The organism is Lysobacter sp. CFH 32150, from assembly GCF_022758295.1.
Classification (GTDB): Bacteria; Pseudomonadota; Gammaproteobacteria; order Xanthomonadales; family Xanthomonadaceae; genus CFH-32150.
In genome coordinates this window covers 568,646-586,512 of record NZ_JALDWJ010000001.1, presented here as the reverse complement: position 1 = coordinate 586,512, position 17,867 = coordinate 568,646, and the positions used below count along the sequence as shown (strand labels likewise).

At 65.4% G+C, this 17,867-nt stretch carries 13 protein-coding genes and 1 pseudogene; 5 read left to right on the top strand and 9 right to left on the bottom strand.

The window, feature by feature from the left end:
* The 9 genes and pseudogenes from bamA to MO486_RS02600 all read right to left on the bottom strand — a co-directional run.
* Entirely contained in the window at positions 1-2,439 is a 2,439-nt protein-coding gene (gene bamA, locus MO486_RS02640; RefSeq protein WP_242904323.1) for an outer membrane protein assembly factor BamA, read from the bottom strand.
* Positions 2,440-2,517: 78 nt separating this feature from the next.
* Positions 2,518-3,873 (bottom strand): RIP metalloprotease RseP, encoded by a 1,356-nt coding sequence (gene rseP, locus MO486_RS02635; RefSeq protein WP_242904321.1) that lies wholly within the window; start codon positions 3,871-3,873, stop codon positions 2,518-2,520.
* Between the two features lie 23 nt (positions 3,874-3,896).
* On the bottom strand, positions 3,897-5,072 hold the full coding sequence (locus tag MO486_RS02630; protein ID WP_242904319.1) for a 1-deoxy-D-xylulose-5-phosphate reductoisomerase: 1,176 nt from the start codon (positions 5,070-5,072) through the stop codon (positions 3,897-3,899).
* A gap of 10 nt (positions 5,073-5,082) precedes the next feature.
* Complete coding sequence (locus tag MO486_RS02625) at positions 5,083-5,919, bottom strand: phosphatidate cytidylyltransferase (protein ID WP_242904317.1); 837 nt, start codon at positions 5,917-5,919, stop codon at positions 5,083-5,085.
* Positions 5,916-6,698 (bottom strand): polyprenyl diphosphate synthase, encoded by a 783-nt coding sequence (gene uppS, locus MO486_RS02620; RefSeq protein ID WP_242904315.1) that lies wholly within the window; start codon positions 6,696-6,698, stop codon positions 5,916-5,918. Before uppS ends, MO486_RS02625 begins: the two co-directional genes overlap by 4 nt.
* Positions 6,699-6,725: 27 nt before the next feature.
* Positions 6,726-7,283 (bottom strand): ribosome recycling factor, encoded by a 558-nt coding sequence (gene frr, locus MO486_RS02615; protein ID WP_242904313.1) that lies wholly within the window; start codon positions 7,281-7,283, stop codon positions 6,726-6,728.
* 300 nt (positions 7,284-7,583) lie between these two features.
* A complete protein-coding gene (locus tag MO486_RS02610; protein ID WP_242904312.1) occupies positions 7,584-8,489 on the bottom strand; it encodes a cation diffusion facilitator family transporter in 906 nt (301 codons plus the stop codon).
* 270 nt (positions 8,490-8,759) lie between these two features.
* A complete protein-coding gene (gene pyrH, locus MO486_RS02605; protein WP_242904311.1) occupies positions 8,760-9,482 on the bottom strand; it encodes a UMP kinase in 723 nt (240 codons plus the stop codon).
* Between the two features lie 247 nt (positions 9,483-9,729).
* Positions 9,730-10,635, bottom strand: a pseudogene (locus MO486_RS02600) (LysR substrate-binding domain-containing protein); the annotation flags it as partial.
* A 124-nt stretch (positions 10,636-10,759) separates the two neighbouring features.
* Here MO486_RS02600 and MO486_RS02595 point away from each other — a divergent pair.
* From MO486_RS02595 to MO486_RS02575, 5 genes are all read left to right on the top strand, one after another.
* Entirely contained in the window at positions 10,760-11,029 is a 270-nt protein-coding gene (locus MO486_RS02595; protein ID WP_242904310.1) for a hypothetical protein, read from the top strand.
* A complete protein-coding gene (locus tag MO486_RS02590; protein WP_242904309.1) occupies positions 11,026-11,880 on the top strand; it encodes an SDR family NAD(P)-dependent oxidoreductase in 855 nt (284 codons plus the stop codon). Before MO486_RS02595 ends, MO486_RS02590 begins: the two co-directional genes overlap by 4 nt.
* Before the next feature lie 52 nt (positions 11,881-11,932).
* A complete protein-coding gene (locus MO486_RS02585) occupies positions 11,933-13,081 on the top strand; it encodes an efflux RND transporter periplasmic adaptor subunit (RefSeq protein WP_242904600.1) in 1,149 nt (382 codons plus the stop codon).
* 180 nt (positions 13,082-13,261) lie between these two features.
* On the top strand, positions 13,262-16,426 hold the full coding sequence (locus tag MO486_RS02580; protein ID WP_242904308.1) for a multidrug efflux RND transporter permease subunit: 3,165 nt from the start codon (positions 13,262-13,264) through the stop codon (positions 16,424-16,426).
* Positions 16,419-17,861: an efflux transporter outer membrane subunit gene (locus MO486_RS02575; protein ID WP_242904307.1), complete on the top strand. Its 1,443-nt coding sequence runs from the start codon at positions 16,419-16,421 to the stop codon at positions 17,859-17,861. The genes MO486_RS02580 and MO486_RS02575 overlap by 8 nt, the downstream gene beginning before the upstream one ends.
* Positions 17,862-17,867 lie beyond the last annotated feature (6 nt).

Here is a 17,867-nt window from a genome sequence, read left to right as displayed (position 1 = left end):
TCAGAGACCGCCGGTGAAGGTGAACTGCAGGCGCTCGGTCTGATCGAAGTCTTCGCTGCGGATCGGCAGTGCGTAACTGATCGCGATCGGGCCCATGGGCGAGCGCCAGACCAGTGCGACGCCGGCCGAAGCGCGCAATTCGCCCGCATCGAAGTTGTCGATGCCGTCGAACACGTTGCCGAAATCGAGGAACGCGGAGATACGCGCAGCTGGCGAGTCGAACAAGGTTGGGAACACGAATTCGACCGAGCCGACTGTCTTCAGCGAGCCACCGATCGGCTGTGCGAAGCCGAAGAGGCTGCTGGCGCGCGGGCCAAGCGTATTGTCAACGAAGCCGCGCACCCGCCCCGAGGAACTCACGCCGCCAGCGTAGAAATTCTCGAAGAACGGCAGGCCATCGGCGGTAACGGTGCGGATGTAATCCGCGGAGGCGGGCGAGCAATCCGCAGAGGTGGATGTGCACAAATGGCGGACATGCGCATCCCCGTAACTGTCGCCGTAGCCGAGGTCCAGGCTGGTGTGCAGCACCAGCCAGTTGCTGAGCGGGAAGAACTGGGAGTAGTCGTATTCGAGCTTGTAGTATTCAGCGGTCGAGCCCGGCAACGTGCTTTCCAGTCCGATGCGGTGGTAGGCGCCACGCGAGGGCATCAGATAGTCGTTGCGTGTGTCGCGGGCATACCCGAACTGGGTGCGCCACGAGTGGAAGGTGCGATTGCCGATCGCGTCGACGTAATCGACGATCCGCTGCGGCGTGGAGCCCTGCACCGCCAGGATCTCGTTGCTATCGATGCCGAACAGCGCGGATACCGTGTCGTTCTCGGTAATCGGCAACCCAAGGAATGCTTGCGCTGCGCCGCTGTTGGTCGAATAGCGCGCGACGTTGAAGTTGGAGTAGTCGAACTCGCGCCACCACAGGTTGTAGCCGAGCGACATGCCCTCGTCGGTGAAGTAGGGGTTGGTGAACGAAAAGTCGTAGCGTTTCTGGTAACTGCTGCGCTGGAAGGCGACCGACACGCGGTTGCCGCTGCCGAGGAAGTTGTTCTCGGACAGCTGGATCGAAGTCTGGATGCCGCTCAATTGCGAATAACCAACGCCGAGCATGAAGCTGCCGGAGGTGGTTTCCTTGACGTCGAACACCACGTCGACCTGATCGTCGCTGCCAGGTACAGGCTTGTTCTCGACCTCGACCGACTCGAAGAAACCAAGCCGCTGCAGGCGCACCTTGGAGCGGTCGATCGCGGCCTGCGAGTACCACGCGCCTTCGAACTGGCGCATTTCACGGCGCAGCACTTCGTCGGCGGTGCGCGAGTTGCCCTTGAACACGATCTTGCGCACGTTGACGCGCGGCCCGGGCACGACCTGCATGTTGATCGCGACGGTGTCCTTTTCGCTGTCGACGTCCGGGATCGGGTTGACCTGGGCGAACGCGTAGCCGATGTTGCCGAGCGAGGCGGTAATCGCGTCGGAACTGAATTCCAGCAAGCGACGCGAGAAGATCTGGCCCGGTTTCACGAACACCATTTTCTCGACTTCGGCCTGCGGCAGGATCGTGTCGCCGGTGACCTTGACGTCGGAGATCTTGTACTGGTCGCCCTCGGTCAGCCCGGCGGTGATGAACATGTCGCTGCGGTCGGGGCTGATCGCGACCTGGGTCGAATCCAGGCTGAAATCGACGTAGCCGCGATCGAGATAGAAGCTGTTGAGCTTCTCGATGTCGCCGGACAGTTTTTCGCGCGAATACTGGTCGTCGCGCTTGTACCAGGACAGCCAGTTGTGTTCGCGCGATTCCCAGCTGTCGGTGATCGCCTCGTCGTTGTACTTCTCGTTGCCGACCAGGTTGATGTGCCGGATCTTCGCCGCCTTGCCTTCCTTGATCGCGATCGTGACATCGACGCGGTTGCGGTCCAGCCGCGATATGGTTGGGGCGATTTCGACGTTGTATTTGCCGCGGTTGTTGTACTGGCGGGTGAGTTCCTGGGTCACGCGGTCGAGGCTGAGGCGGTCGAAGGTCTCGCCTTCGGATAGTCCGATGTCCTTCAGGCCCTTGGTCAGGTCCTCGGTCTTGATGTCCTTGTTGCCGGTGATCGTCAGCTTGTTGATCGCCGGACGCTCGACCACGGTGACGACGAGGATGCCGTCCTGGCGGTCGAGGCGGACGTCCTCGAAGAAACCGGTCTTATACAGCGCGCGGATCGCTTCGGCAGCGCGGGCGGAATCGATCGTGTCGCCACGTTCGATCGGCAGGTAGGTGAAGACAGTGCCGGCGGAGATGCGCTGCAGCCCGTCGATGCGGATGTCGGTGACGGTGAAGGCATCCGGCGCCGTAGGCGTGAGTGTGAACGCCTGCGCGAACGGATCGGCCGTCTGCGCCCAGGCGGGCGCGGCGAGCGCCGAGGCGAGGGCGAGGGCGAGCAGGCGGCGGTTAAGGGGTCGCGTCATCATCACATCCGGGTAGGGGTCGGAACCTTCGCCGGTGAGGCGAGGGCGGGGTCGCGGGTGCAGGTTGTCCAGGCGTGGTCAGCGCACCAGTTGCAGGATGTCGTTGTAGAACGCCAGGCCCATCAACCCGGCCAGGAGCGCCAGGCCCACGTATTGCCCGGCGGCCATGGCGCGTTCGCTCAACGGACTGCCTTTGACCAACTCGATAAGGTAATACAGCAGGTGCCCGCCGTCCAAGACCGGGATCGGCAGGAGGTTGAGGATCGCTAGACTGAGTGACAACAGGGCCAGGAAGTTCAAGAACCAGGCCGTACCGAGCTGGGCCGAGGCATTGGCGTAGCGGGCGATGGTGATCGGACCGGACACGTTCTCGACCGAGGCGCGGCCGCTGAACATGCGCGCAATCATCCCGATCGAGTCGCCGGCCATCTTGCTGGTTTCCTGAACCGCGGCGGGCAGGGCTGTGATCAAGCCGAAGCGCAAGGTTGCGTCGTAGGGGGGGACTTCGGCCGGAGCTGGGGTGATGCCGAGCGCCCAGTAGCTGCCGCGCTCCGGATCAGTGCGGCGTTGAGGAGCCAGTTCCAGCGCCAGCCGTTTGCCGCCGCGGTCGACTTCGACCATGCCGGTGCCGCCGCGTACGCCGAGTTGCTGCACCAGTGGCCCGATGTCGTCGAAGGCCGCCACCAGCTGCCCGTCGACCGCCGTGACACGATCACCCTCGGCCAGCACACCGTAGGCCGGTGTACCTTCGCCGATGTCGCCAACGACAGGTGGCAGCAGCCGATGCCGCGGGGTGAAGCCCATGACCTGCACGGCGTGTGGCTCATCGAATTCGGCCGGCAGTTGCGATAGCGACAACTGGCGGGTGGCGAGGCTGTCGTTGGCAGTGCGCACATCCACAGGCACCGTGCCGCGATCCAGCGCGGCGGTGGTCAGCGCCAGCGCCGCTTCGCTCCAGGTCGGAGTCGCACGCTCACCGACTTTCAGCACCGTATCACCGCTGCGGAAACCCGCCTGCGCGGCGATACCGTCAACGCGGCCGAGGACCGGCGCGAAATCCGGTCGGCCGATCACGAACATCGCCCACAGCAGGGCTACGCACAGCAGCAGGTTGGCGACCGGGCCGGCGGCGACGATTGCGATCCGCTTCCATACCGTCTGCCGGTTGAACGCCTGCGCGACATCGCTTGCCGGGACATCGCCTTCGCGCTCGTCGAGCATCTTGACGTAGCCGCCGAGTGGGATCGCCGCGATCACGAACTCGGTGCCGTGGCGGTCATGGCGTGACCACAGCGCCTTGCCGAAGCCGACCGAGAACCGCAGCACCTTGACCCCGCTGCGACGCGCGACCCAGTAATGGCCGAACTCGTGGAAAGTCACCAGCACGCCGAGGCTGACGATCATCCACCACACGGAGCCCAGGAAGTTACTCATTGAAGCCGCACCCATTTGAAGCCTCAGCCATGACTCGTCATCCGTGCGATTGCCTGTTCGACGTGCCGACGTGCCTGCGCATCTGCTGCGCGCAGCACATCCAGCGTGTCCGCCGGGGTGGGTGGGAGCGCGGCGAGGCTATCCTCGACCAGCGCAGGGATGTCTAGGAAAGCGACCCGGCCCTGAAGAAAGGCTGAAACCGCGACTTCATTGGCTGCGTTCAACACGGCCGGTGCGGTCCCGCCGGCCTCCAGCGCCTGGTAGGCCAGTCGCAGGCAAGGGAAGGCATCCAGGTCCGGCGTCTCGAAATCGAGCCGGCCGTGCTGCAGCAAATCAAGGCCCCTGACGCCGGACGCGATCCGCTCCGGCCAGGCGAAGCCGACCGCGAGCGCGGTGCGCATGTCCGGCAAGCCAAGCTGGGCCAAGGTGGATCCGTCCACGAATTCGACCAGTGAATGCACCAGACTCTGCGGATGCACCAGCACGCTGATCCGCGCCGCGGGCAGGCCGAAAAGATGGTGCGCCTCGATCACTTCGAGGCCTTTGTTCATCAGCGTGGCCGAGTCGACCGAGATCTTCGGCCCCATCGACCACTTCGGGTGCGCCACGGCCTGGGCTGGGGTCACGTCTACCAATTCATCGCGGCGCTTGCCGCGGAATGGCCCACCGGACGCGGTCAGGAAGATGCGCTGCAAGCCATCGCGCGCGTGCGCCGACGGCAGGCATTGGAAGATCGCGTTGTGTTCGCTGTCGATGGGCACGATCTCCGCACCGGCGTCGTGCGCGGTTGCGGTAAGCAACTCCCCGGCCAGAACGAGCGATTCCTTGTTCGCCAGCAGCAGGCGCTTGCCTGCGCATGCCGCGGCAAGCGTCGACGACAAACCAGCCGCGCCGACGATTGCGGCGACGACCGTGTCGCAGGCATCGCCCGCGACCATCGCATCGAGCGCGGCAGCGCCGGCATGTGCCTCGGTATCGAGACCGGCTGCGCGCAGGCCATCGCGCAAGGCGGCGAAACCGGATTCTTCGGCAATCACTGCATGCCGCGGCCGATGCATGCCGCACAGTGCGATCAAGGCATCGACATTGCTGCCTGCGGCCAGCACATTCGCGCGGAGCCGATCCGGATGGCGCGCGATGACATCGAGCGCGGAAGTGCCGATCGAACCCGTAGCGCCAAGGACAGCAACCTGCTTCATCGCGTTCGCATCAGAAGCCGAACCAGCTCTTGCCCAGCGCGAACACCGGCAGCGCGGCGAGCACGCTGTCGATGCGGTCGAGGATGCCGCCGTGTCCGGGGATCAGGTCGCCGGAATCCTTCGCGCCAACATGTCGCTTGAGCAGGCTTTCGAACAGGTCGCCCACCACCGAGAAGCCGACGGTGACCACCACCACCAGCGCAACCCATGGCAATTGCGCGAGTGTGGCCCCGGCCAGTGGCGCACCCACCAGGGCGACCAACAGCGAAGCCACGACACCGCCAATCAAGCCTTCGATGGTTTTGTTCGGGCTGATGCGTGGACTGAGCTTGTGCTTGCCGAAGTAACGGCCGGCGAAATACGCACCGGTGTCGGCGGCCCAGATCACCAGCAGCGCCAATAACAGCCAGCGATGGCCATTCGGCTCGCTGGCATGGATCAGCGCCAGCGCAGCCCAGGCCGGGATGACGCTGAGCGTGCCGGCAGCGAGTTTGAATGCGCGCGCGTGGGTGTCGTGGTCGGAGGCGAAGGCGTAATGCTGCAGCCACAGCAGCGCCAGCAGCCACCAGATCACGCCGATCACCACGGCAATCTGGAACAACACGTAGCTATAACCGCTGCTGGAACGGGAGGCCCACACGATCGCGACCATCATTGCCAGGTTGGCGACCAGCAGCACGGTACGGTGCAGGGTGTCGTCGATCTCCGCCAGGCGAAGCCATTCCCACAGGCCGGCGAGGAAGAGGACGGCCGCGAGGGCGACCAGCCACGGCGTCGGCAACAGCAGGACCGCCGCAATCGCGATTGGCGTCATGAATAGCGCAGCCAGGAGTCGCGTACGGGTCATTCAGTAAGTCCGTTTGAAGGCGTGCCGGTTGTGGGCATGCCGTTGGAAGGCTGGGCGATTTGTGCGCCAGTGAGGCCGAATCGGCGCTCGCGGGCAGCGTAGTCGTCGACGGCGCGTTGCAGTGTCACCGCATCCATGTCCGGCCACAACGTTTCCGTGAACCACAATTCGGTATAGGCGAGTTGCCACAACAGGAAATTGCTGATGCGGGTGTCGCCGCCGGTACGGATGAACAAGTCGGGGGGCGGCAGGTCGGCGAGTGCGGTGCGCGCGCCGAGCGCGGCCTCGTCGATGTCTTCGACACGCAGGCGCCCGGCAGCGACATCCGCCGCAAGGCTGCGCGCCGCGTTGGCGATATCCCAACGCCCGCCGTAACTGGCGGCAACGCTCAAATGCAGCCGGGTATTGGCGGCGGTTTGCGTTTCCGCGGCATCCATGCGCGCCCGGATCGCTTCGTTGAAGCGGCCGCGTTCGCCGATGAAGCGCACGCGCACGCCGCGGCGGTCGAGTTCGTCGACTTCGCGCTCGAGTGCGTTGAGGAAGAGTTTCATCAACGCGCCGACTTCGTCCTCCGGCCTGCCCCAGTTCTCACTGGAGAAGGCGAACAGGGTCAGCGCCTCGATGCCCGTGTCGATGCAGAAATCGATGCAGACGTTGACTGCGCGTGCGCCGGCGCGATGACCGACTGCACGCGGACGACGGCGACGTTCGGCCCAGCGGCCGTTGCCGTCCATGATGACGGCGAGGTGGCGCGGGATGCCTGGTTGCGGTGAGGACATGCGGACGGAGCTTGCTCGTTCCGGCGGTCAGACGGCCATCAATTCCTGTTCTTTGGCCTTGACCACGTCGTCGACGTCCTTGATGGCTGCGTCCGTCACCTTCTGGATCTCGGTTTCGCTGCGGCTGGCCTCGTCCTCGGTGATCTTCTTGTCCTTCAGCAGTTCCTTGACCTGGTGGTTGGCGTCGCGGCGGATGTTGCGGATCGCGACCTTGGCATCCTCGCCACCGGCGTGCACGTGCTTGGACAGTTCCTTGCGGCGCTCTTCGGTCAGCGCGGGCAGGTTGAGGCGGATGACGGTGCCGGCGGTGTTCGGGGTCAGGCCGAGGTCCGAGGCGAGGATCGCCTTTTCGACCGCACCGACGATCTGCTTTTCCCATGGCGTGATCGTGAGCGAACGCGAATCGGTGACGGCGACGCTCGCGACCTGCGACAGCGGCATGTCGGAGCCGTAGTAATTGACCTTGATATGGTCGACCAGTGCGGTACTGGCGCGGCCGGTGCGCAGCTTCACCAGTTCGTGGCGGAGAGCATCGACGCTCTTGGCCATGCGCGTCTGGGCGTCTTTCTTGATCTCATTGAGCATCGCGGGCTCCAGGCCTGTGTCCGTAGCCGCGGGATTATAGCGAGATGAAGCCCCTCTCCCATCGGGAGAGGGGTTGGGGTGAGGGGTGGCGAAGCGATGATGTCGCACTTGCTTGCGTTATCACGGGTGCCGGATTCCGCTGGAATCTGGCGCTACATCGCTTCGCCGCCCCTCATCCGCCCTTCGGGCACCTCGCTCCGCGCCCCAGCCCTTGCGCATCGCGCAAGGGCGTTCAAGCGTACGCGAGCCAGTGGCTCGCAAGCAGTACGCTTTCACCCCGGAGGGAGAAGGAACACGTGCCTAGTGATGCGGCGCACGATCATGCCGATCGTGCTCACATGCGGTTCCGCGTTCGATCTGCAGGGTCGGGTGGTTGATGCCGAAGCGGTGGTCGAGGTCGTGCGTGAGGCGGTCGATGAAGCCGTCATGGTCGCCATCGTCGGCTCGCACCAGATGCGCGGTCATGGCGATTTCGCCTGCGCCCAGGGACCAGATATGCAGGTGGTGCACCGCGCTCACGCCGGCCTGCCCGGCGAGAAAATCCTGGACCTGCCCCTGGTCGATGCCGCGCGGCACCGCGTCCATCGCCGCGTTGAAGCTCTCGCGCAGCAGCCCGAATGCGCCGACAGCGACCACGACACCGATCAGCAATGCGATCGCAGGATCGAGCCAGACCCAGCCCAGCCACCAGATCCCGAGGCCGGCCACCACCGCGGCCAGCGAGACCGCGGCGTCGGCGATCAAGTGCAGGAAGGCGCCGCGGCGGTTCAGATCCTCGGCGTGGCCCTCGCGCATCATCCATGCGCCGAACAGGTTGACCACGATGCCGATCGTGGCCACGGCCATGACCGGCAAGCCCGGCACTTCCGGCGGTGCAGTGAAGCGGCGGATCGCCTCCCAGCCTAGCGCGCCGGAAAACGCCACCAGCAGCAGCGCGTTCGCCAGCGGCGACAACAATGTGGCGCGACGCCACCCGTAGGTGTGGCGCGCGGTCGGCGGTCGTCGTGCGATCACCGCCGCGCCCCAGGCCAGTGCGAGGCCCAACACGTCGCCCAGGTTGTGCACGGCGTCCGACAGCAACGCCAGCGAGTTGGTCATGAAGCCGTAGCCGGCTTCCAGCGCCGTGTAGCCGAGGTTGACCAGGGTGACGACCGCGAACGCGCGTGTCGTCGAAGTGCCGTGGCTATGGCTGTGGCCGGCACCCACGGTCAGGGCCTGTTAACGCCGACAGAGTAGGTCGCGTTGCTCATCAGTGGCCGCCAGGTGGTGTTGCGACGATGCGCCTTGCTGGCTGCAAGGTCGAGGCGCGCGGCGCCGCATGGTGGCCACTGAGGAGCAACCCTCCGGGCCGGGCCTGAAGCCATGCGATGCCGCGTCATCGCTCGGTCATGTATCGACATACATTCCCTCTCTTTTCCTTGCCTCGCATGGCTTCAGGCCCGGCGCGACCTATTCTGTCGGCGTTAACAGGCCCTACTAGCTCCGGCCTTGGACCAGCGTGCCGATGGGCTCGCCCTGCAGGATGCTCAACAGGACGCCGGGATGGCTCATGTCGAAGATGCGCAGCGGCAGGTCGCTGTCGCGGCACAGCGCGAACGCGGCGGTATCCATCACCTGCAGGTTGCGGGCGATGACCTCGTCGTAGCTCAGTTTCTCGAAACGCACCGCATTCTTGTGCTTCTTCGGATCCTTGTCGTACACGCCGTCGACCTTGGTCGCTTTCAGCAGCAGGTCGGCCCCGATCTCGATCGCGCGCAGCGCGGCGCCGGAATCGGTGGTGAAGAACGGATTGCCGGTGCCGGCGGCGAAGATCGCGATGCGGCCTTTTTCGAGGTGGCGGATGGCGCGGCGGCGGATGTAGTCCTCGCACACGTCGTTGATCTTGATCGCGCTCATCACCCGGCACTTCGCGCCGAGCTTCTCCAGTGCGTCCTGCATCGCCAGCGCGTTGATCACCGTCGCCAGCATGCCCATCTGGTCGCCGGTGACCCGGTCCATGCCGCCGGCCGCAAGTCCCGCGCCGCGGAAGATGTTGCCGCCGCCGATCACCAGCGCGATCTCGGCCCCGGCTTCGCGCGCTTCGATCACCTCGCGCGCCAGCCGCCCGATCACCTTCGGGTCGATGCCGTAGTCCTCGTCTCCCATCAACGCCTCGCCGGACAACTTCAACAGGACACGGCGATAGGCGAGTTGCGACATGACAGGCTCCAGGCGGGCGACGATGCTGGTAAAAGCGCCGAGGATTCTAGCCGATGGCTAGAGCGTCATGCCGATTCGGTGACGCTTCTGCTCAAACAGATTCGGCGGTTTCCGTGTCCGTGCTCTGCTCTTCGCGCCTGGTTATGGCAGCCCGCTGCGTCTTGGCGTGGGAGATCGCCACGGCGACCTCTGCGGGCACGTCGCCGACCAACTCGCTGGAGCATTTGGCATCCGGGCAGAGCAATTGCATGTAATCCGCGTCGAAGTTGAGCCGCTCGACCATGAAATCCACGAACGCGCGTACCTTCGGCGACTGCACGCGTCCACGCGGGAACACCGCGTTGAGCTCGTACTCCGGTCCGCTCCAGCCGGCCAATACGCGACGGACGAAACCTCGCTCGGCATACGGCTTGACCATGATGTCGCTGGCCAGCATCAGGCCTTCGCCGCACAGCAGGGCGCCCCGCAGTGCAGCGGGATCGTTGGCGACGAACACCGGGTCGACGCGGTAATCGACGCTGCGTTCGCCATCGCTCAGTGGCCACAGGAAACCACCGTTGTGGCGTTGCTTGTGCATGGCCAGTGCGCGGTGATGCTGCAGGTCGTCGGGGTGGAGCGGTTCGCCGTGACGTTCGATGTACTCTGCGCTCGCGTAGATCTGGGTGCGGAATACCGTGAGCCGCCGGGCGACCAGGTTGGAGTCGGGCAGGTTGCCGACGCGCAGCGCGACGTCGATCTCCTTGTCGATCAGGTCCAACGGCTCGTTGGTCAGGACCATCTCGACCCGCACTTCCGGGTGACGTGCATGGAACTCGCCGAGCAGCGGCGCGATGCGCTCGATTCCCATCGAATATGGTGCGGTGATCCGCAACCACCCGCGTGGACCGCCCTGAAGCTGTCCGACGGCGCTTTCCGCCTCATCGAGTTCGCGCGCGATCCGTGAGCAATGCTCGAAATAGATGTTGCCCGCTTCGGTGAGGCCGAGCTTGCGGGTGGTGCGATGCAGGAGTTGCGCACCCAGGCGCGTCTCCAGGTCCTGCACCTTGCGGCTGACCGTGGTCTTGGGCAGGCGCAATGCGCGGGCTGCGGAAATGAAGCTGCCGTGCTCGACCACCTTGACGAAGACCAGGGTGTCGTTGAGATCGCGGGACATGGGGGACTCCGGCGGGGGACGGGCGATTGGCCCGATTTCGGGACAATTATTCCCTGAATTGGCGGCTAATCAAGTGCCACGTGCGCCTCTACTCTTTGCACCAGTTCCCCCGAGTGCTGCTGTCATGTTGACCACCCGCCGCGGCTTCGCCGCCTTCGTCCTGTTACTGCTTCCGCCCATCGCCGTTTTGGTGTGGCTGGCCGCAATCCTGCTGCAACAAGCATTTGCAGAGGGCCTGCTGGAAGGGCTGATCACGGCCTGGGTGCTCGGATTCGTGGTGTTGCTTCCGGTTGCGATGGTGCTGGTGCCCGTGGGCAACTGGTTGTGGACGCGACTCCGTAGCTGGCTGACCGTCCCACATGCGGGAGAAAACATCCCGGTGGCGGGACAATGAAAGCCGCTGTTCTTGTCGTCGGTGCGACCGGGATCATCGGCCAGGGCGTGGTCCGGGCGGTGATCGAATCCGGTCGTCCCTTGATTGCAGTCGCCCGCGACCCTGACGAACTCACACAGCTGCAAGCGGCGTATCCGCACAGCGACATCGTGCTGTTGCCGGGTTCCATTGCCACCGATGGCGAGAGCGAGCAACTGGCATTGGCGCTGCGCGACCTCCGCCGGCCGATTGCGGGCGTCGTCGTGGCGATCTCCAACCACGCCGGCCGTGGCCGTCTGCTCGACCAGGCGACCGAGGTGATGCGCCTCAAGCTCGACGAGAACCTGCTGCCACATCTGTCGGCGGCTCGGCATCTTTTGCCGTTGCTCGCCGAGACCGGCCGCGGCGGCAGTTACGTGCTCGTCGGCGGCCCTGGAAGCCAGAAGCCTTGGGCGGGCTACGCCCATCGTTCGGTCGCGGCTGCCGCGTTGCGCATGCTCGCGTGGGCGTTGCATGACGAGGCGCGCGCGCTGGGCGTCCGATTGCAGTTGCTGTCGGTCGACGCACCGGCATGCGGAGAACACAACCGATTGCATGCCTGCTCGCACTGGCCGAGCGTGGAGGCGATCGGCCGACGCGCCATCGAACTGGTCGAACGCGGCGACGCCGCCGAACCGACACGCGCAGTGGTGCCTTTCGTCGTCCCCTCGCGTCCAGTTGCTCCAACTCCCACGCCTGCTGCCGCGCCAGCGCAGGAAACGAATCGCGACGTACCTCTGCTGACAGAACGCTGGCTACAGGACGCGCGCACGCTACTTCAAGCCATGACCCCTTCAAACCCCAACGAGGTATCCCCCAATGACTCCCCGTAAAGCCCTCGCCCGATCCGGTACTGGAATACCCGTCCTCGCGCTGGCTGCGAGCATGCTGGTCGCATTGGCCATGGTCGGCTGCGGCAGCAAGGCGGCCGACAACGCCGAGGGTGCGGGCATGCCGCCGCCCCCCGAGGTGAGCGTGGCCACGGTGCTGTCGAAGGAAGTCCGCCAGTGGGATGAGTTCACCGGCCGCGTCGTCGCCGTCGAAACCGTCGAACTGCGTCCGCGCGTCAGCGGCTACGTCGAACGCGTTGCCTTCAAGGAAGGACAGGAAGTCCGCAAGGGCGACCTGTTGTTCGCGATCGACCAGCGCCCGTACCAGGCCGCGCTCGACCGCGCACTGGCCGATCTCGAACGCGCGCGCAGCGAAGCGCGACTGGCGCAGACGCAGGATGCGCGCGCGCAGGCGCTGATCGAAGTCAAGGCGATCTCGCGCGAGGAATTCGAAACGCGCAAGGCCGCTACGGCGCAGGGCAATGCCGGCGTCCACGCCGCCGAGGCTGCGGTCGCCAGCGCCCGACTCGACCTGCAGTTCACCCAGGTGCGTTCGCCGATCGATGGCCGCGCCGGTCGCGCGATGGTCACCACCGGCAACCTCGCTCAGGCCGACGCCACGCTGCTCACCACCGTCGTGTCGCTGGACCCGGTGCACGTCTACTTCGAAGGCGATGAGCAAAGCTACCTGCGCTACAACGAACTGGCGCGCAAGGGCGAGCGCGACGATTCGCGCAATCCGGTCCGCGTCGGCCTGGCCAACGAGGAAGGTTATCCACATGCAGGCACCGTCGACTTCGTCGACAACCAGGTCGATCCGCGGACCGGCACGATCCGCGCACGCGCGGTGCTCGCCAATCCCGATCGCGTGTTCACGCCCGGCCTGTTCGCACGCGTCCAGCTGCAGGGCAGTGGCCAGTTCAAGGCGTTGCTGATCGATGACAAGGCAGTGCTCACCGACCAGGACCGCAAGTACGTGTATGTGCTTGGCCCGCATAACGCGGCGGTGCGCAAGGACGTCGTGCTCGGACGCATGATCGATGGATTGCGTGTCGTCGAATCCGGCTTGACGGCGAAAGACAAGGTGATCGTGCACGGCGTGCAGAAAGTGTTCTTCCCCGGCATGCCGGTCGCGCCGAAGCAGATCGCGATGGGCGCGCCGGCACCCGCCCCGCAAGTGGCTGGTGCGGCAGGTGCGAAGTGAGGCTCCCCCCTCCTCGAACTGAGCGTGTCGCAATGGCCTGAGTGCCTGCCGATCCTCCCCCGCGTTCCCTCCCCCTTCGCGGGGGAGGGTCGGCAAGGCCCTCGTTTTATGCAAGCACCCTTCCGCACACACGGAGGGTTGAGGAATTAATGCGGCCGAAGGTCGCACAAGGACCCCACCATGGATTTTTCAAGATTCTTCATCGACCGACCGATCTTCGCCGCGGTGCTGTCGATCGTGATCTTCGCCGCCGGCCTGATCGCGATTCCGATATTGCCGATCAGCGAATACCCGGAAGTAGTGCCGCCTTCGGTGGTCGTGCGCGCGGTGTATCCCGGCGCCAACCCGAAAGTGATCGCCGAAACCGTGGCCACGCCGCTTGAGGAAGCGATCAACGGCGTAGAAAACATGATGTACCTCAAGTCGGTCGCGGGCTCCGACGGCGTGCTGCAGATGACGGTCACCTTCCGTCCCGGCACCGATGCCGACGACGCGGCGGTGCGCGTGCAGAATCGCGTTGCCCAGTCGCTGGCGCGATTGCCTGAAGACGTGCGACGGCAGGGCGTGACCACGCAGAAGCAGTCGCCGACCTTCCTCATGGTGGTGCACCTGACGTCGCCGGACGGCAAGTACGACACGCTGTACCTGCGCAACTACGCGCGCCTGCACGTGAAGGATGCGCTGGCCCGCCTGCCTGGCGTCGGCGATGCGCAGATCTTCGGCGGTGGCGACTACGCGATGCGCGCCTGGTTGGATCCGGACAAGATCGCATCACGCGGACTGACTGCCGGCGACGTGCTGCGCGCAATGCGCGAGCAGAACGTGCAGGTCTCGGCCGGCCAGATCGGCGCGGAGCCGATGCCCAACAGCGATTTCCTGACCCTGATCAATGCCCAGGGCCGCCTCAACACCGTGGAGGAGTTCGGCAACATCGTGCTCAAGAGCGGCGAGGGCGGCGAGATCGTGCGCCTGTCCGACGTCGCCCGTCTGGAGCTCGGCGCCGGCGATTACACGCTGCGCTCGCAACTCGACGGCAAGAACGCAGTCGCCATCGGCATCTTCCAGGCGCCGGGCGCCAACGCGCTCGACATCCAGGAAAAAGTGATCGCCAACATGGAAGAGGTGTCCAAGCGCTTCCCGGCGGGCATCAAGTACGAGGCGGTCTACGACACGACCATCTTCGTGCGCGATTCGATCAAGGCGGTGGTGACCACGCTGCTGGAAGCGGTGCTGCTGGTCGTGCTGGTGGTGATCCTGTTCCTGCAGACCTGGCGAGCCTCGATCATCCCGCTGATCGCCGTGCCGATCTCGATCGTCGGCACTTTCGCCGCGTTGTACCTGCTCGGGTTCTCGATCAACACCTTGACCTTGTTCGGCCTGGTGCTGGCGATCGGCATCGTGGTCGACGACGCGATCGTGGTAGTGGAAAACGTCGAGCGCAACATCGAGGAAGGCCTGAGCCCGATGGCTGCGGCGCACCAGGCGATGAAGGAAGTCTCCGGACCGATCATCGCGATCGCGTTGGTGCTGTGCGCGGTATTCGTGCCGATGGCGTTCCTGTCGGGCGTGACCGGCGCGTTCTACAAGCAGTTCGCGGTGACCATCGCGATCTCGACGGTGATCTCGGCGATCAACTCGCTGACCTTGTCGCCCGCGTTGGCCGCGCGGCTGCTCAAGCCGCACGACGCCGCGAAAGATGGGCCGACGCGCCTGATCGATCGCCTGTTCGGCTGGGTGTTCCGTCCGTTCAACCGTTTCTTCAAGACCAGTTCGGACAAATACCAAGGCGCGGTCTCGCGCACGCTGGGCAAGCGCGGCGCGGTGTTCGTGGTCTACGCGGTGCTGCTCGTAGCAACCGGCCTGATGTTCAAGCTGGTGCCTGCCGGCTTCATTCCGATCCAGGACAAGCTGTACCTCATTGCAGGCGTGAAGCTGCCTGAAGGTTCCTCGCTCTCGCGCACCGACGCGTTGCTGGGCAAGGTGAGCGAAATCGCGATGAACACGGAAGGCGTCGCGCACTCGGTCGCATTCCCCGGCTTGAACGCGTTGCAATTCACCAATACGCCCAACACCGGGGTGGTGTTTTTCCCGCTCAAGCCGTTCAGTGAGCGCAGCCGTAGTGCGGCGGAGATCAACGCCGAGATCAACCAGAAGATCGCCGGCCTGCAGGAAGGCTTCACCTTCTCCTTCATGCCACCGCCGATCCTCGGCCTCGGCAACGGTTCGGGCTACCAGCTGTTCATCGAAGACCGCGGCAACCTCGGTTATGGCGCGTTGCAGAACGCAGTGAGTGCGATGCAGGGCGCGGTCGCACAGACGCCGGGCATGGGCTTCCCGATCAGCAGCTACCAGGCCAACGTGCCGCAACTCGACGCCGAAGTCGATCGCGTCAAGGCGAAGGCGCAGGGCGTGCCGCTGACCGAGCTGTTCGACACGCTGCAGACCTACCTGGGTTCGGCATACGTCAACGACTTCAACCAGTTCGGCCGCACCTGGCAGGTCATCGCGCAGGCCGACGGCTCGTACCGCGACAGCGTCGAGGACATCGCCAACCTGCGGACCCGCAACGACCGGGGCGAGATGGTGCCGATCGGTTCGATGGTGAAGATCAAGCAGACCTACGGCCCGGATCCGGTACTGCGCTACAACGGTTATCCGGCCGCCGACCTGGCGGGCGAAGCCGATCCGCGCATGCTGTCCTCCGCGCAGGCGATGGCCACGCTCACCGACCTGTCGTCGAAGGTGTTGCCCAACGGCATGAACATCGAGTGGACGGACCTGAGCTTCCAGCAGGCCACGCAAGGCAACGCGGCGCTGGTCGTGTTCCCGCTGGCGATCCTGCTCGCCTTCCTCGTGCTCGCCGCGTTGTACGAAAGCTGGACGTTGCCACTGGCGGTGATCCTGATCGTGCCGATGTGCATGCTCTCGGCATTGGGCGGCGTCTGGCTCACCGGCGGCGACAACAACGTGTTCGTGCAGGTCGGCCTGGTGGTGCTGATGGGCCTGGCGTGCAAGAACGCGATCCTGATTGTCGAGTTCGCACGCGAACTGGAAATGCAGGGCAAGGGCATCGTGGAAGCAGCACTGGAAGCCTGCCGCCTGCGTCTGCGTCCGATCGTGATGACCTCGATCGCCTTCATCGCCGGCACGGTGCCGCTGGTGCTGTCGCATGGCGCCGGCGCGGAAGTCCGCTCGGTCACCGGCATTACCGTGTTCGCCGGCATGCTCGGCGTGACCCTGTTCGGCCTGTTCCTCACGCCCGTGTTCTACGTCGCGCTGCGCAAGCTGGTGACGCGTCGTGAACGCGATGCCGTCGAGGGCAACCTGGAGACCATCAATGCATAAGCTGAAACTGCCGGTGGTAACCGTGCTGTCGCTCGCGCTCGCCGCGTGCGCCGTCGGTCCCGACTTCGTGAAGCCGACCGTGTCCACGCCCGAGCGCTTCGCGCAGGCCGGGCCCAGCGCCGACACCGCGACAGCCGCTCCGGACGTGGAGTTCTGGCGCAGCTTCAACGACCCGATGCTGACGCAACTGGTCGATGAGGCGCTGAACGCGAACCACGACCTGCGCATCGCGCTGGCGCGTTACGACCGCTCGAATGCGCTGCTGCGCGGCGCGAAGTTCGATTACCTGCCCACCATCACGGCCAGCGGTGAAGCCGCCGACACACGCGCCAGCGCCGACCAGGCGCCGGGCGTGGCCCGTGCCGATCGCGACGGCGAAAGTTACAGCGCCGGAATCAATGCGAGCTGGGAACTCGACCTGTTCGGTCGTGTCCGCCGCGGTGTCGAAGCACAGCGCGCCGACACCGCAGCCAGTGCCGCCGACCTCGCGGCGCTGCAGGTGGCGATCGTTGGCGAGGTGGCGCGCAGCTACGTCGAGCTGCGCGGCCTGCAGGAGCGTCTGCGCGTCGCGCAGGAAAACGCCGACAACCAGCGCGAAACCCTGCGCCTGGTCGACGCGCGTTTCGACGCCGGCCGCGGCACCGAATTCGACACGTCGCGGGCCCGCGCACAACACGAAGCGACTTTGTCGCGTGTTCCGGCACTGGAAGCGCAGGTCGCAGTCACCATGCATCGCCTCGCGGTGCTCACCGGACGCACGCCGGAAGCCCTGATCGCCGAACTGCAAACGCCGGCACCGCTTCCCGCATTACCGGCTCGTCTCGATGCCGGCACGCCTGGTGAGTTGCTACGTCGTCGGCCGGATGTCGCGGCGGCTGAGCATCGCCTGCATTCGGCCACCGCTCGCATCGGCGTCGCGACCGCGGACCTGTTCCCACGCTTCACCCTTGGCGGGTTGATCGGCAGCCAGGCGATCGACAGCAGCGCCTTGTTCGAACGCGACAGCGAAACCCGCCTGGTCGCACTCGGCATCGACTGGTCGTTCCTCGACATCGGCCGCGTGCGCGCGCGCATCGCCGCGTCCGATGCCGATGCCGAGGGTGAGCTCGCGCGTTACCAGCAATCGGTCCTGCTGGCGCTGGAAGACACCGAGAACGCCCTGGTGCGCTATGCCCGGGCACGTACGGAAGACCAGCATTTGGAGCGGGCTGCAATCGACAGCGCGAAGGCGGCACAACTTGCGCGTCTGCGTTTCGAAGCCGGCGCCGCCGACCTGTTCGAGGTGCTCGATGCCGAGCGCACGCGACTGCAGGCACAGGATGCCTTCGCCGACGTCCGCACGCGCAGCGCGACCAGCATGATCGCGCTCTACAAGGCGATGGCCGGCGGTTGGCCCACGCGCCTGCCGCTGCGCGAACGCATCAGCAAGCGCTGAAGCATC

Coding starts and splice junctions, on each gene's coding strand:
- MO486_RS02590 (WP_242904309.1), top strand. CDS start 11,026: ATGAAAGCCGCTGTTCTTGTCGTCGGTGCGACCGGGATCATCGGCCAG.
- MO486_RS02630 (WP_242904319.1), bottom strand. CDS start 5,072: ATGAAGCAGGTTGCTGTCCTTGGCGCTACGGGTTCGATCGGCACTTCC.
- MO486_RS02595 (WP_242904310.1), top strand. CDS start 10,760: ATGTTGACCACCCGCCGCGGCTTCGCCGCCTTCGTCCTGTTACTGCTT.
- pyrH (WP_242904311.1), bottom strand. CDS start 9,482: ATGTCGCAACTCGCCTATCGCCGTGTCCTGTTGAAGTTGTCCGGCGAG.
- MO486_RS02575 (WP_242904307.1), top strand. CDS start 16,419: ATGCATAAGCTGAAACTGCCGGTGGTAACCGTGCTGTCGCTCGCGCTC.
- MO486_RS02585 (WP_242904600.1), top strand. CDS start 11,933: ATGCTGGTCGCATTGGCCATGGTCGGCTGCGGCAGCAAGGCGGCCGAC.
- bamA (WP_242904323.1), bottom strand. CDS start 2,439: ATGACGCGACCCCTTAACCGCCGCCTGCTCGCCCTCGCCCTCGCCTCG.
- frr (WP_242904313.1), bottom strand. CDS start 7,283: ATGCTCAATGAGATCAAGAAAGACGCCCAGACGCGCATGGCCAAGAGC.
- uppS (WP_242904315.1), bottom strand. CDS start 6,698: ATGTCCTCACCGCAACCAGGCATCCCGCGCCACCTCGCCGTCATCATG.
- rseP (WP_242904321.1), bottom strand. CDS start 3,873: ATGAGTAACTTCCTGGGCTCCGTGTGGTGGATGATCGTCAGCCTCGGC.
- MO486_RS02625 (WP_242904317.1), bottom strand. CDS start 5,919: ATGACCCGTACGCGACTCCTGGCTGCGCTATTCATGACGCCAATCGCG.
- MO486_RS02580 (WP_242904308.1), top strand. CDS start 13,262: ATGGATTTTTCAAGATTCTTCATCGACCGACCGATCTTCGCCGCGGTG.